General features: G+C 74.4%; 1 protein-coding gene. It reads right to left on the reverse strand.

Annotated features, from left to right (window positions below):
- Positions 1-5 precede the first annotated feature (5 nt).
- On the reverse strand, positions 6-15,029 hold the full coding sequence (locus tag QA861_RS24690) for a type I polyketide synthase (protein WP_334590764.1): 15,024 nt from the start codon (positions 15,027-15,029) through the stop codon (positions 6-8).
- Between the last annotated feature and the right edge of the window lie 5 nt (positions 15,030-15,034).

Here is a 15,034-nt window from a genome sequence, read left to right on the forward strand (position 1 = left end):
GGGGTTCACGACATGCCGAGTTCGTTGTCGATGAACTCGAAGAGCTCGTCGTCGCTGGCCGTGTCCATCCGCTCCTCCAGTCGGTCCTCGACCGCGTCACCCGTTCCCGGGCGCAGCCTGCCGATCAGTTCCTGGAGCCGGTTGATCAGCTCCGGTGCGGCCGTGCCGCTGTCCAGGGCGCCTTCGAGCAGGCCGAGTTCGGCCAGGCCGGCCGTGTCGACGGGGTCGGGGCCGGTGCCGTCGGGGGCGAGTTCGAGGAGCAGTTGGCGGGCGATGGCTCCGGAGGTGGGGTGGTCGAACAGCAGGGTGGCGGGCAACCGCAGGCCGGTGGCGGCGCCGATCCGGTTGCGCAGTTCGACGGCGGTGAGCGAGTCGAAGCCGAGTTCCAGCAGCCCGCGTTCGGCGTCGACCGAGGCGGGGCCGGGGAAGCCGAGCACGATGGCGGCGTGCCCGCGCACCAGGTCGAGCAGGGTGCGTGTCCGCCGGTGCTCGGGCTGTCCGGCCAGGGTGCGCCTGAGCGTGTCGGCCGCGTCCGGTGCCGCTTCGCCCGCCGCCGCGCTACGGCGCGCGGGCGGGCGTACGAGGCCGCGCAGCAGGGCGGGGACGCCACCGTCGCCGCTCTGGGCGGCCAGGGCGGTGGTGTCGAGCCGCAGGGGCAGCACGACGGGCTCACCGGTGGCGGTCGCCGTGTCGAACAGGGCGGCGCCCTCGGCCGGGGAGAAGGCGATGATGCCGCCCCGGGCGATGCGCCGGAAGTCGGCCTCGTCGAGGCCTCCGCTCATACCGCCCTTGTTGGCCCACAGTCCCCAGGCCAGCGACGCGGCGGGCAGGCCGAGCGTCCGGCGGTGGTGGGCCAGCGCGTCCAGGAAGGAGTTGGCCGCCGCGTAGTTGCCCTGGCCCATGCCGCCGAAGATGCCGGCGATGGAGGAGAACACGACGAACGCGGACAGGTTCATGCCCTCGGTCAGTTCGTGGAGGTTCCAGGCCGCGTCGACCTTGGGCCGCAGGGCCGTGTCCAGTTGTACCGGCGTCATCGCGTCCACGACCCCGTCCGCGATCGTTCCGGCGGCGTGCACCACGGCGGTCAGCGGCTGCTCGTCGGGCAGTGAGCCGAGCAGCCGGGCCAGCGCGTCCCGGTCGGCGGCGTCGCAGGCCACGATCTCCGCGTGGGCGCCCAGTGCGGCGAGGTCGACCACCAGGTCGGCGGCGCCCTCGGCGGCGGGCCCCCGGCGGCTGGTGAGCAGCAGGCGCTTCACGCCGTGTACGGCTGCCAGGTGCCGGGCGAGTACGGAGCCGATGGCGCCGGTACCGCCGGTGATCAGGACCGTGCCGGGGCGCGCCCAGTCGGGTGTCTCCGGCTGCTCGGCGGCGGGTACGCGGGCCAGCCGGGTGATGTGCGCCCGGCCCTCGCGCAGCGCGAGTTGGGGTTCGCCACTGGCGACGGCGGCGACGAGACCGTCCTGTGAGGTGTCGTCGAGGTCGGCCAGGACGAAGCGGCCCGGGTTCTCGGTCTGCGCCGACCGCACCAGCCCCCACACGGCAGCGTGGGTCAGGTCCGGCGCGTCGCCGTCGGCGGTCACCGATACCCCGCCCCGGGTGACGAGTACCAGCTTGGCGTCGGCGAACGTGTCGTCGGCCAGCCAGTCCCGTACGAGGGCGAGCGTGCGGCCGGTGACGTGCCGTACGGCGTCGGCCTGCCCCAGTCCGACCGGGGCGGCGGGGACGTGGGCGAGGACGATCGCGGGCGGGGTGATGTCCCCGGGTCCTCCTGCGCCCCCGGCTCCCTCCGCTCCCCCGGCGACCGCGCGGGACAGCGCTTCGAGGTCGGGGGCGGAGCGGGTGATGCCGTGGGCCGCCCAGTCGGCTGCCTCGGCGCCGATGACGGCCCACCCGTCCGGGGTGGCGGCGGCCGGCCGGGGCAGTGTGGGCCACTCGACGCGGAACAGGTCGTCGTGGTGGGCGGTCCTGGCGGCCCGTACCTGGTCGGGGTTGACGGGGCGGAGCACCAGGGACCGGATCGAGGCGACCGGTTGGCCGGTGGTGTCGGTGGCGCGCACCGATACGGCCTTGTTGCCCGCGGGCGTCAGCCGGATGCGCAGGGCGCGGGCGCCGGAGGCGTGCAGCCGTACACCGTTCCAGGAGAACGGCAGCCACCCTTGGGTGGTGCCTTCGAGGACGCCGAAGATCAGCGAGTGGAGGGCACTGTCGAGGAGCGCGGGGTGCAACCCGAACTTCGCGGCCTCGGCCTGCTGTTCGGACGGCAGGCCCGCCTCCGCGTACACCTCGTCGCCGAGCCGCCACACCTCGCGCAGTCCCTGGAAGACGGGCCCGTAGCCGAAGCCGCCCTCGGCGAACCGCTCGTACAGCCCGTCCAGTTCCACGGGCTCCGCTCCGGGCGGCGGCCAGGTCATGGACTCGGCCGGTTCGGTCTCCTCGGCGGTGGGGAGGAGCAGGCCCCGGGCGTGGCACGTCCACGCCGCGTCGTCCGTGTCCCCGGGCCGGGTGTGGACGCTGAGCGGGCGGGCGCCGGTGGCGTCCGGGGCGCCGACTGACAGCTGCAGCACCACGGCGCCCCGTGCGGGGATCACCAGCGGGGCCTCCAGGGTGAGTTCCTCGACCTGGCCGCAGCCGACCTGGTCGCCCGCCCGGACCGCCAGTTCCAGCAGGGCGGTGGCGGGGAGCAGGGCGGTGCCGAAGACGCCGTGGTCGGCCAGCCACGGGTGGGTGCGTACGGAGAGCCTGCTGGTGAACAGGACTCCGTCGGTGTCGGCGAGCGGGACGGCGGCGCCGAGCAGCGGGTGGTCGGCCGGGAGGATCCCGGCGGCGGCCATACCGCCGGCCGCTGCCGTCGCCTCCAGCCAGTAGCGCTCGCGCTGGAAGGCGTAGGTGGGCAGTTCGACCTGCCGGACCGTGCCGGTGGCCGTGCCGGCGACAGCGGCTTCCACGACCGTGGGCCAGTCCACGGCCGTGCCCCGGACGTACAGGTGGGCGAGGGCGTCGGTGACGGCTCGGGTCTCGGTGCGGTCCTTGCGCAGCAGCGGCACCAGCTCACCCGCGGTCGCCTGGTCCTTGAACTCGGACGGGTCGTCGTTGGCGAGGCAGTCGCGTCCCATGGCGGTCAGTGAGCCGTCGGGGCCGAGTTCGAGGTAGGTCACGGCGCCTTCGGCGGCGAGGCGCCGCATGCCGTCGTGGAAGCGGACGGCCTCCCGGACGTGCCGCACCCAGTACTCGGGCGAGGCCAGCTGCTCGGGGGTGGCCAGTTCGCCGGTGACGTCGGAGACCAGCGGGATGCGCGGCGCCCGGAAGTCCAGGCTCTCTGCGGTCCGCCGGAACTCGTCGAGCATGGCGTCCATGTGCGGCGAGTGGAACGCGTGGCTGACGGTGAGCCGGCGGGCTTTGCCGCCACGGTCGCGCCACTGTTCGGCGATGTCGAGGACGGCGTCCTCGTCGCCGGAGACGACCACGGAGGCCGGACCGTTGACGGCGGCCACCGCGACGCGGCCCTCATAGGGGGCCAGCAGCGCCTCGACATCGGCCTCGGACGCGGTCAGCGCGACCATGGCACCACCCTCGGGCAGTGCCTGCATCAGCCGGCCCCGGGCCGCGACCAGTACGGCGGCGTCGGGCGCCGACAGCACCCCGGCCACATGGGCGGCCGCCAGTTCGCCGATCGAGTGCCCGAGCAGCAGGTCCGGCACGACGCCCCAGTGCTCGACGAGCCGGAACAGGGCGACCTCGACCGCGAAGAGCGCCGGCTGCGTGTACTCCGTACTGTCCAGCAGAGCCGCCGCCTCCGAACCGGCCGGGGCGAAGACCACCTCGCGCAGCGGCCGGTCCAGCAGCGGGTCCAGCTCGGCGCAGATCTCGTCGAAGGCGTCCGCGAAGACGGGGTGCAGGGCATAGAGTTCGGCGCCCATTCCGGCGCGCTGGCTGCCCTGTCCGGCGAAGAGGAACGCGGTCTTGCCCGCCACGGCCGTGCCCTGGGTGACGCCGGGTGCGTCGCCGGCGGTGGCGAGGGCTTTCAGGCCGCCGATCAGCGCCTCGCGGCTGTCGCCCACGACGGCGCCCCGGTACTCGAAGGTGCCGCGGCCGGTGGCCAGTGTGTGCGCGATGTCGGCCGGGCGCAGGCCGGGACGGGCGTCGGCGTGTTCCAGCAGCCGCTGGGCCTGGGCCTTGAGGGCGGTCCGGCTGCGGGCCGACAGCAGCCACGGCAGGACAACCCCGTCACCGTCGTCGCCAGCACCGGCCTCGTCGGCGCTCGACGGCTCCGCCACGCCGTCCGGCACGTACTCGTCCGGCACGTGTTCCAGGATCGTGTGCGCGTTGGTGCCGCTGACGCCGAAGGACGAGATCCCGGCCCGGCGCGGACGGCCGTTGTCCGGCCACGGGGTGTCCTCGGTGAGCAGTGACACAGCGCCCGCCGACCAGTCGACGAAGGGGGTCGGCGCGTCGACGTGCAGGGTCCGCGGCAGGACCCCGTGCCGCATGGCCAGCACCATTTTCTGCAGGCCCGCGATACCGGCGGCGGCCTGGGCGTGTCCCATGTTGGACTTGAGGGAGCCGAGCAGCAGCGGCCGGTCGGCGGGCCGGTCCTGGCCGTACGTCGCCAGCAGGGCCTGTGCCTCGATCGGGTCGCCGAGCCGTGTGCCCGTACCGTGTGCCTCCACCGCGTCGACGTCGGCGCTGCCGAGCCCCGCCGAGGCGAGGGCCTGGCGGATGACGCGCTGTTGGGAGGGGCCGTTGGGGGCGGTGAGCCCGTTGCTCGCGCCGTCCTGGTTGACCGCGGAGCCTCGGACCAGGGCGAGCACGGGGTGGCCGTTGCGCCGTGCGTCGGAGAGCCGCTCCAGTACGACCATGCCCGCGCCTTCGGCCCAGGCGGTGCCGTCGGCGGCGGCGGCGAAGGGCTTGCAGCGGCCGTCGGCGGCGAGGCCGCGCTGCCTGCTGAACTCGATGAACGCGCCGGGGGTGGACATCACCGTGACACCGCCGGCCAGCGCGAGCGTGCACTCGCTGGAGCGCAGCGCTTGGGCCGCGAGGTGCACGGCGACGAGCGAGGACGAGCAGGCCGTGTCGACGGTGACCGCCGGGCCCTCCAGGCCGAAGGTGTAGGAGATCCGGCCCGAGGCGACGCTGCCCGCGCTGCCGATGCCGAGGTAGCCCTCGGTCTCCTCGGTGGGCTGCTGGACGCGGGAGCCGTAGTCGCGGTAGCTGGAGCCGACGAAGACCCCGGCCCGGCTGCCCTTCAGCGACGCCGGGTCGATACCGGCCCGTTCGAACGCCTCCCAGGAGATCTCGAGGAGCAGCCGCTGCTGCGGGTCGATCGCCAGCGCCTCACGCGGGGAGATACCGAAGAACGCCGGGTCGAAGTGGTCCGCGTCGTGCAGGAACCCGCCCTCGCGGGCGTACGTCCGGCCGATCTTGTCCGGGTCGGGGTCGTACAGCTCGTCGAGGTCCCAGCCACGGCCGGTTGGGAACTCTGTGATGGCGTCGGAGCCCGACGTCACCAGCCGCCACAGTTCCTCCGGGGTCGTGACACCGCCGGGGTAGCGGCAGCTCATCGCGACGACGGCGATGGCATCGTCGTCGACAGGCGCGGCAGGGTCGGCCGGTGAGCCGGACACCGCCGGTACCGAGGCCGGTGCCAATGTCGTGCCGCCCAGTTCGGACCGTACGTGGTCCACCAGGGCGGTGACGGTGGGGTGGTCGAAGACCAGGGTCACCGACAGGCGGAGTCCGGTGACCTCGGAGAGGCGGTTGCGCAGGTCGACGGCGGTGAGCGAGTCGAAGCCGAGGTCCTTGAAGACCCGGTCGGGGTCGATGCCGGCGGGGTCCGCGTAGCCGAGGACGGAGGCGACCTCGGTGCGGACCAGACGGGTCAGTTCCTCCTGCCGCTCCTGCGCGGGCAGGGCCGCGAGGCGTCCGGCGAGGGAGTCCCCCTCCGTGTCCTGTCGGTCGGCTCCGGCGGCGGCCAGGATGTCGCGGGCCTCGGGCAGGTCGCGCAGGATCGCGCTGGGCCGCAGCGCGGTGTAGGCGGGCGCGAAGCGGCCCCAGGCGAAGTCGCAGAGCACCAGCCTGCTCTCGGCCCGGTCGAGGGCCTGTTCGAGGGCGGTGACGGCCAGTTCGCAGTCCATCGGCGGGAGGCCGTTGCGTACGAGGCGTTCGCGGGCGGAGTCGGCGGCGCTGTCGCCCGCCCACAGGCCCCAGGCCACGGCGGTGGCCGGCAGGCCGAGTGAGCGTCGCTGCTCGGCGAGGGCGTCGAGGAAGGCGTTGGCGGCGGCGTAGCTGCCCTGTCCGGTGCCGCCGAGGGTGCCGGCGAGCGAGGAGAACAGGACGAACGCGGTCAGGTCCAGGTCGCGGGTGAGGGTGTCCAGGTTGCGGGCGGCGTCCATCTTGGGGCGCAGGACGGCGGCGGCCCGTTCGGGGGTGAGGGTGTCGAGGACGCCGTCGTCCAGGACACCGGCGGCGTGCACGACGGCGCGCAGGGGCCGGTCCTCGGGGATGCCGGCGAGCAGGGCGGCGAGCGCGTCCGGGTCGGCGGCGTCACAGGCGGCGACCTGTGCCTCGGCGCCGAGGCCGGCGAGTTCGGTGACGAGTTCGGCGGCGCCGGGTGTGCCGGGTCCGCGGCGGCCGGTGAGCAGCAGGTGCCGGGCGCCGGAGCGGGCGAGCCGCCGGGCGACATGGGCGCCGAGGGCGCCGGTGCCGCCGGTGATCAGTACGGTTCCGTCGGGTTTCCAGCCGCCCTGGGTCGTCGCCTCGACGGGCAGGGCCCGGACGAGCCTGCGGCCGTAGACGCCCGAGGGCCGGACGGCGATCTGGTCCTCGCCGTCGAGGCCGGCCAGTACGGCCACGAGTCGGCTGCCGGCTCGGTCGTCCAGGTCGGCGGGCAGGTCGATCAGTCCGGCCCAGCGTTCCGGGTACTCGACGCCTGCCACGGCGCCGAGTCCCCACAGGGTCGCCTGGGCCGGGGCGGTGAGGGCGTCGGAGCGTCCGACGGACACCGCGCCGCTGGTGGCGGACCACAGCGGGGCGTTGATCCCGGCGTCGCCGAGCGCCTGCAGCAGGGTGGTGGTGAGGGCGAGTCCGGTCGGCAGCGCGGAGCCGTCGGTGTACGGGTCCTCGGCGAGGGCGAGGAGCGAGAGCACGCCGCCGTCCGGGGCGGTCAGGGCGCCCAGCCGGGCGGCGAGTGCGGCCCGGTCGGCGTCGGCGGCGGCGACCTCGACGGGTACGGCCGAGGCGCCGTGCCGCTCAAGTGCCCGTAGCGCGCCCGTCACCAACGGGTCGGTGGCCGCGCCGGCCGGTACGACGACCCACCAGGTGCCGGTGAGGGCGGGTGTGCCGGGGGCGAGGTGCAGGGCCTTGAAGGTGACGCGGTAGCGCCAGCCGTCGATGGTGCCGCGTCCTCGGCGTCCGCGCTGCCAGTCGGCGAGTGCGGGGAGCACACCGCCCAGGGAGGCGCGGGCGGTCTCGTCCTCGTCCGGAAGGTTCAGGGCGGTGGCGACGGTGCCGAGGTCGCCGCGCTCGACGGCGTCCCAGAAGGCGGTGTCGGCCGGCTGCGTACCGCCCTGCGCTATGGCTCCCTCGGGCTGCGTGGCGGTGGGCTCCAGCCAGTACCGCTGCCGCTGGAAGGCGTAGGTGGGCAGTTCGACGGGTCGGGCGCCGGTCCCCGCGAACACGGCACGCCAGTCCACCGGGACGCCGTGGACGTGCGGCGCCGCCAGGGCGGTCAGGAAACGGTCGGGGCCGCCGTCGTCGGTGTGCAGGGTGCCGGTGACGCGTCCGGCGATGTCGGCGGCCTCCAGGCTGCGCTCGATCCAGACGGTCAGCACCGGATGCGGGCTGGCCTCGACGAAGGTGTCGTGGCCGGCGTCGATCAGCGCGGCGACGGTCTTGTGGAACTCCACGGGCTCGCGGAGGTTGCGGTACCAGTACTCGGCGTCCAGGGCCGTGGTGTCCAGGGCGTCCCCGGTGACGGTGGAGTAGAAGGCGATCCCGGAGCGGCGCGGTGCGACCCCGGCGAGCGCGTCGAGCAACTCCTGGCGCAACTCGTCCACCTGGGGCGAATGCCCGGCGAAGGTCACGCCCGGGATCATCCACCGCATCACGCCGTCCTCGGACAGCCGCTCGCCGAACTCCTCCAGTGCCTCCGGGTTGCCGGAGACGGTGACGGAGGAGGGGCCGTTGACGGCGGCCACGGACAGCTTCTCGCCCCAGGGCGTGAGCCGTTCGCGTACGTCCGTGTCGGGGAGGGCGACGAAGAGCATCGCGCCCCGGCCGACCAGTGCGGTCAGGATCCGGCTGCGCAGGGCGACGACCTTGGCCCCGTCCTCCAGCGACAGAGCCCCGGCGACCACGGCGGCGGCGATCTCGCCCTGGCTGTGTCCCACGACGGCCGACGGCTCGACACCGTACGACCGCCACAGCGCGGCCAGCGACACCATCACGGAGAACAGCACCGGCTGGACCACATCCACCCGGTCGATCGACGGCGCGTCCGGCTCGTCGCGCAGCACAGCGGTCAACGACCAGTCCACATAAGGCGACAGCGCACGCTCACACTCCGCGATCCGCTCCGCGAACACGGGAGCGGAGTCCAGCAGCCCCACCGCCATACCCACCCACTGCGAACCCTGACCCGGGAAGACGAAGACGGTACGGCCGGGGGTGGTCGCGGTGCCGCGCACCACGGCGGGGTCTTTCTGGCCGGCGGCGAGTGCCGCCAGACCGGTCAGCAGGGTGTCACGGTCGGTGCCGACGACGACGGCACGGTGCTCGAAGGGGGCCCTGGTGGTGGCCAGGGTGTGGCCGACGTCGACGGGCCGCAGCTCCGGACGCTCCGTCAGCCGGGCGTGCAGGCGCGCTGCCTGCTCACGCAGCGCTTCCGGGGTACGGGCGGAGAGCGGCCACGGAACGGCCGCCCCGAGCGTGCTCCCCTCGGGTGCGCCGCCCCGCTCTTCGTCGTACGGCTCTTCGTCGTACGGCTGCTCCGGAGGCTGCTCGATGATCACGTGGGCGTTGGTGCCACTGAGCCCGAAGGACGACACACCGGCCCGGCGCGGATGGCCGTTGCGGGTCCACGGCCTGGGTTCCGTCAGGAGTTCGACAGCGCCCGCCGACCAGTCGACGTTGGGGGTCGGCTCCTCGGCGTGCAGGGTGCGGGGCAGTACCTCGTGGCGCATCGCCTGGACCATCTTGATGATTCCGGCGACACCCGCGGCGGCCTGGCTGTGCCCGATGTTGGACTTCAGCGAGCCGAGCAGCAGCGGCCGGTCCGCCGGACGGTCCTGGCCGTACGTCGCCAGCAGCGCCTGCGCCTCGATCGGATCCCCGAGCCGGGTCCCCGTACCGTGCGCCTCCACGACGTCCACCTCGGCCGGGGGCACGCCCGCGCCGGCGAGCGCGCTGCGGATGACCCGCTGCTGCGCCAGGCCGCTGGGTGCGGTCAGCCCGTTGCTGGCGCCGTCCTGGTTGACCGCCGAGCCCCGGACGAGGGCCAGCACGGGGTGGCCGTTGCGGCGGGCGTCCGAAAGCCGCTCAAGCAGGAGCAGTCCGATGCCCTCGGCCATGCCGAAGCCGTCGGCGCTGGCGGCGAAGGACTTGCAGCGGCCGTCGGCGGCCAGTCCGCGCTGTCTGCTGAAGCCGGTGAAGGACAGCGGGGTGCCCATCACGGTCGCCCCGCCGGCGAACGCGAGTGTGCACTCGCCGGAGCGCAGTGCCTGGGCCGCCAGGTGGACGGCGACCAGGGAGGACGAGCAGGCCGTGTCGACGGTGACGGCCGGACCTTCGAGGCCGAGGGTGTAGGCGATACGACCGGACAGGATGCTGGTGGAGATGCCGGCGATGAGATGGCCCTCCACCTCCTCGGGTACGTCGCTCAGGCCGCCGTAGCCCTGGTAGGCGGCGCCGGCGAACACGCCGACCTGGCCGCCGCGCAGGGAGGCGGGGTCGATGCCGGCCCGCTCCAGGGCCTCCCAGGAGGTCTCCAGGAGCAGCCGCTGCTGCGGGTCCATGGCCAGCGCCTCGCGCGGCGAGATACCGAAGAAGGCGGGGTCGAACTGCCCGGCGTCGTAGAGGAATCCGCCTTCGGCGCTGTAGGTGGTGCCGGGCCGGTCGGGATCGGTGTCGTACAGGCCGTCCAGGTCCCAGCCACGGTCGGCGGGCAGCCCCGAGATGACGTCCCGGCCCTCGGCGACGAGCCGCCAGAGGTCCTCCGGGCTCCGTACGTCACCGGGGTAGCGGCAGCTCATGGCGACGATGGCGATCGGGTCGTCGGCGTCGGCGCGTACATGGGCGGGTACGGCCGGCAGGGCGGGGGCGGCGGTGTCGGGGCCGAGGAGTTCCTCGCGCAGATGCCGGGCGAGCGCGGTGGCCGTGGCGTAGTCGAACAGGACGGTGAGCGGGAGGCGCAGGCCGGTGGCCGCGTTCAGCCGGTTGCGCATCTCCACGGCGGTCAGCGAGTCGAAGCCCAGCTCGCGGAAGGCCCGTTCGGGGGCGATGGCGTCGGCGGACCCGTGGCCCAGTACGCCGGCCGCGTGACCGCGTACGAGGTCGGTGAGCAGGCGGTCGCGGTCCGCCGGGGGCAGGTCCGCCATCCGGTCACGCAGCGAGGAGGCGGTCGCGTCGCCGGCCTCGCCGGGGGCGGTCTCCTCGGCGAGTGCGCGGCGGACCTCGGGCAGTTCGCCGATGAGCGGGCTGGGCCGGGCCGAGGTGAAGACGGGGGCGAAGCGGTCCCAGTCGACGGCGGTGACCAGGACGACGGTCTCGTCGTCGGTCAGGACCTGCTGGAGTCCGGTCAGCGCGACCTGGGGGGACATGAAGGGAATGCCCCGGCTGCGCAGCTGCTCCTCGACGAGGTTGGCCGCCATGCCCGCGCCGCCCTCGGGGTCCCAGATGCCCCATACGACGGAGGTGGCGGTGCGGCCCCGGGCGCGGCGCCGGTCGGCGAGTGCGTCGAGGTAGGCGTTGGCGGAGGCGTAGGCGCCGTGGTCGGCGCTGCCCCAGACGCCGGAGATGGAGGAGAACAGGACGAAGGAGTCCAGGTCGTCCCGGTCGAAGACGGCGTCGAGGTTCTCCGCGCCGGCGACCTTGGCGTAGAGGATGCCGGCGAACTCGTCGGGGTCGGTGTCGGTCAGCGGCACGAGCTGGCCGGTGCCGGCGGCGTGGATGACGGTCCTGATCCGGGAGCCGTCCTGTTCGAGCCCGGCGACCAGTTCGGCGAGCCGGTCCCGGTCGGCGACGTCGCAGGCGGCGACGGTGACCCTGGTGCCGAGCGCGGTCAGCTCGGCGGCCAGGTCGGCCGCGCCGGGGGTGTCGGCGCCCCGGCGCCCGACCAGGACGAGGTGTTCGGCGCCGCCCTCGGCCAGCCGGCGTGCGAGGTGCGCGCCGACGCCGCCGGTCCCGCCGGTGACCAGGACGGTGCCGCGCGGCTGCCAGACGTCGGTGCCAGGGGTGGCGGGGGCCGCGCGGACCAGCCGCCTGCCGTATGTGCCGGAGGGGCGTACAGCGACTTGGTCCTCGCCGGCCCCGCCGGTCCGGCCGGCGAGGATGCCGCACAGCCGGGCGGCGGCCCGTTCGTCCAGCGTGTCGGGCAGGTCGACGAGACCTCCCCAGCGCTGCGGGTGCTCCAGCGCGGCACACCGGCCCAGGCCCCACACCAGGTGCTGTCCGGGGCTGGTCACGGCGTCGTCGCGGCCCGTCGTGACCGCTCCCCGGGTGGTGCACCAGAGGGGGACGGTGATCCCGCTGTCGCCCAGTGCCTGTACGAGGGTCAGGGTGAGCGCGGTACCGAGGGGCAGGTGGGGGTGGCGGGGGTGCGGGCGTTCGTCGAGGGCGACGAGGGAGAGGACGCCGGAGACCGGGCCGGGCTCGGCTGCCGCCGCTTCGGACAGACGTACGGTCAGTGCCGTCCGGTCGGTGTCGGCCTCGGTCAGGACCAGCGGTACGGGGACGGCTCCGGCCTCGCGGAGCGCCCGGAGGGCGGCTTCCCGCGCCGGATCCGCGTCCGTGCCGTCGGTGACGGCGACCAGCCAGGTGCCGGTCAGGGTGGCGGTGCGGCCCGCCGGGGAGTCGGCGAGGGGCCGCCAGTCGATCCGGTAGCGCCAGGAGTCCACGGTCGCGCGTTCCTCGCGCCGCCTGCGCCAGTCGGCCAGAGCGGGCAGTACGACGGTCAGCGGGTCGTCGGCGCGGACGCCGAGCGTGGTGGTGAGCGCCGGGAGGTCCTGCCCGCCGACGCTCTCCCAGAAGGCGGCGTCGGCGGGGTCGGCGAGCGCGCCCTCCGCTTCGGCGGTAGGCCGCTCCAGCCAGTACCTGCGTCGCTGGAAGGGGTACGTGGGCAGGTCGACGGGACTGTCCGGGTGCCCGGCGAGCAGGGTGTCCCAGTCCGGTGCGAGTCCGCCGGTGTGGGCCTCGGCGAGGGAGAGCAGGAAGCGGTCAAGGCCGCCCTGGTCGCGGCGGAGGGTGCCGACGGCGACGGCGTCGGACTCCTCGGCCTCGGCCGTCTGGGTGATGCCCACGGTGAGCACCGGATGGGCGCTGGACTCGACGAAGTACCGGAAGCCCTGGGCGAGCAGGGTGCGGGTGGCCTCCTCGAACCGCACCGTCCGGCGCAGGTTGCGGTACCAGTACTCGGCGTCCAGCGCGTCGGCGTCCTGCCAGCGCAGGTCCACGGTGGAGAAGAACGGCACCCGGCCGGTCACCGGCTCGATGTCCGCGAGGCACTCCAGGAGCCGCTCCCGGATCTCCTCGACGTGTACGGAGTGGGAGGCGTAGTCGACGGGGATACGGCGGGCCCGTACGTCCTCGGCCTGAAGCTGGGCCACGATGCCGTCGATCGCCTCGGTGTCACCCGACAGCACGGTGGCGGCCGGGCCGTTGGCGGCGGCGACGGAGAGCCGGCCGTCCCACTGGGCGAGGCGGTCGGCCAACTCCCCCGGCGGCAGCGGAACGGAGGCCATTCCGCCCCGTCCGGCCAGCGTGACGATGGCCTGGCTGCGCAGGGCGACGACCTTGGCGCCGTCCTCCAGGGTGAGGGCCCCGGCGACGACCGCTGCGGCGATCTCGCCCTGCGAGTGGCCGAGGACGGCGTCCGGCTCCACTCCGGCCGAGCGCCAGAGCGCGGCCAGCGAGACCATCACGGCCCAGAGCACCGGCTGGACCACGTCGACCCGTTCCAGGTCCGTCGCGGAGGTCAGGGCCTCGGTCAGGGACCAGTCGACGTGGGGGGCGAGGGCCCGTTCGCAGTCGGCCATGCGGGCGGCGAAGACCGGTGACGAGTCGAGCAGTTCGAGCGCCATGCCGGTCCACTGGGATCCCTGGCCGGGGAAGACGAACACCGTGCGGCCGGCGGGTCCCGCGAGACCGCGGACCACGTCGGCGGCCTCGCTTCCGGTCATCAGTGCGGTGAGTCCCGTACGGAACGCGTCCTGGTCGCCCGCGACCACCACGGCGCGGTGCTCGAACGGCGAGCGGCCGGTGGCGAGGGCCCGTGCGACGGCGCCGGGGCTCAGGCCGGGCTCCGCCTCGACCAGGGAGAGCAGCTGCCGGGCCCGCTCGGTGAGCGCGTCCTCACTGCGGGCGGAGAGGATCCAGGGCACCAGCGGCAAGGGGGCGCCGGTCTCCGGGAGTTCGGCGGGGGCGCTGTCCTCGGACGGTGGCGCCTCTTCCAGGATCACGTGGGCGTTGGTGCCGCTCACCCCGAACCCGGACACGGCGGCGCGGCGGGGGCGGTCGGGGTCGGCGGGCCAGGACCGCTCCTCGGTCAGGAGTTCCACCGCGCCCGCCGACCAGTCGACCTGCGGGGTCGGCGCGTCCACGTGCAGCGTCCGGGGCAGCACCCCGTGCCGCATCGCCTGAACCATCTTGATGACCCCGCCCACCCCGGCGGCGGCCGAGGTGTGCCCGACATTCGACTTGAACGAGCCGAGCAGCAGAGGCCGGTCCGCCGGACGGTCCTGGCCGTACGTCGCCAGCAGCGCCTGCGCCTCGATCGGATCCCCGAGCCGGGTCCCCGTACCGTGCGCCTCCACCGCGTCCACGTCACCGGGCAGCAGCCGGGCGTCGGTCAGCGCCGCCCGGATCACCCGCTGCTGCGAAGGCCCGTTCGGCGCGGTCAGACCGTTGCTCGCCCCGTCCTGGTTCACCGCGCTCCCCCGCACCACCGCCAACACCCGGTGACCGTTGCGGCGGGCGTCCGACAGTCGCTCCACCAGCAGCACGCCGACGCCCTCGGACCACGAGGTGCCGTCGGCCCCGGCCGCGAAGGCCTTGCAGCGGCCGTCGGGGGACAGGGCGCGCTGGCGGCTGAAGGCGACGTAGGGGTCGGGGTGCGGCATGACGGTGACGCCGCAGGCGAAGGCGAGGTCGCACTCGCCGGAGCGCAGCGCCCGTATCGCGAGGTGCAGGGCGACCAGCGAGGACGAGCACGCCGTGTCGACGGTCACCGCCGGGCCCTCCAGGCCCAGGGTGTAGGAGATCCGGCCGGAGATCACGCTGCCCGCGGTTCCGGTGTGGAGCAGGCCCTGGACGTCGGACCGGTCGCGGGAGCCGTCGCCGTAGCCGTTCGTCATGGCGCCGACGAAGACGCCGGTCGCCGTGCCCTTCAGGGCGGCCGGGTCGATGCCCGCGCGCTCCAGCGTCTCCCAGGACGTCTCAAGGAGGAGCCGCTGCTGCGGGTCGGTGGCGAGGGCCTCGCGCGGCGACATGCCGAAGAACGCGGCGTCGAACTCCCCGGCCTCGTGCAGGAATCCACCGTGGCGGGTGTAGGAGGTGCCGGGCCGGTCCGGGTCCGGGTCGTAGAGGGTGGCCATGTCCCAGCCCCGGTCGGCCGGCCACTCGGAGATGGCGTCGGTGCCGGAGGACACCATGTCCCACAGGCGTTCGGGCGTGTCCGCGCCGCCCGGGTACCGGCAGCTCATCGAGACGATCGCGATCGGCTCGTGTCTGGCGTCCTCCTCCTCGCGCAGCCGCTGACGCGCCTGTCCGAGGTCCGCGGTCGCCCGCCTGAGGTACTCAAGAAGCTTCTGTTCGTCCGGCATCGTCG

Origin of the sequence: Streptomyces sp. B21-083 (assembly GCF_036898825.1) — a bacterium.
GTDB lineage: Bacteria > Actinomycetota > Actinomycetes > Streptomycetales > Streptomycetaceae > Streptomyces.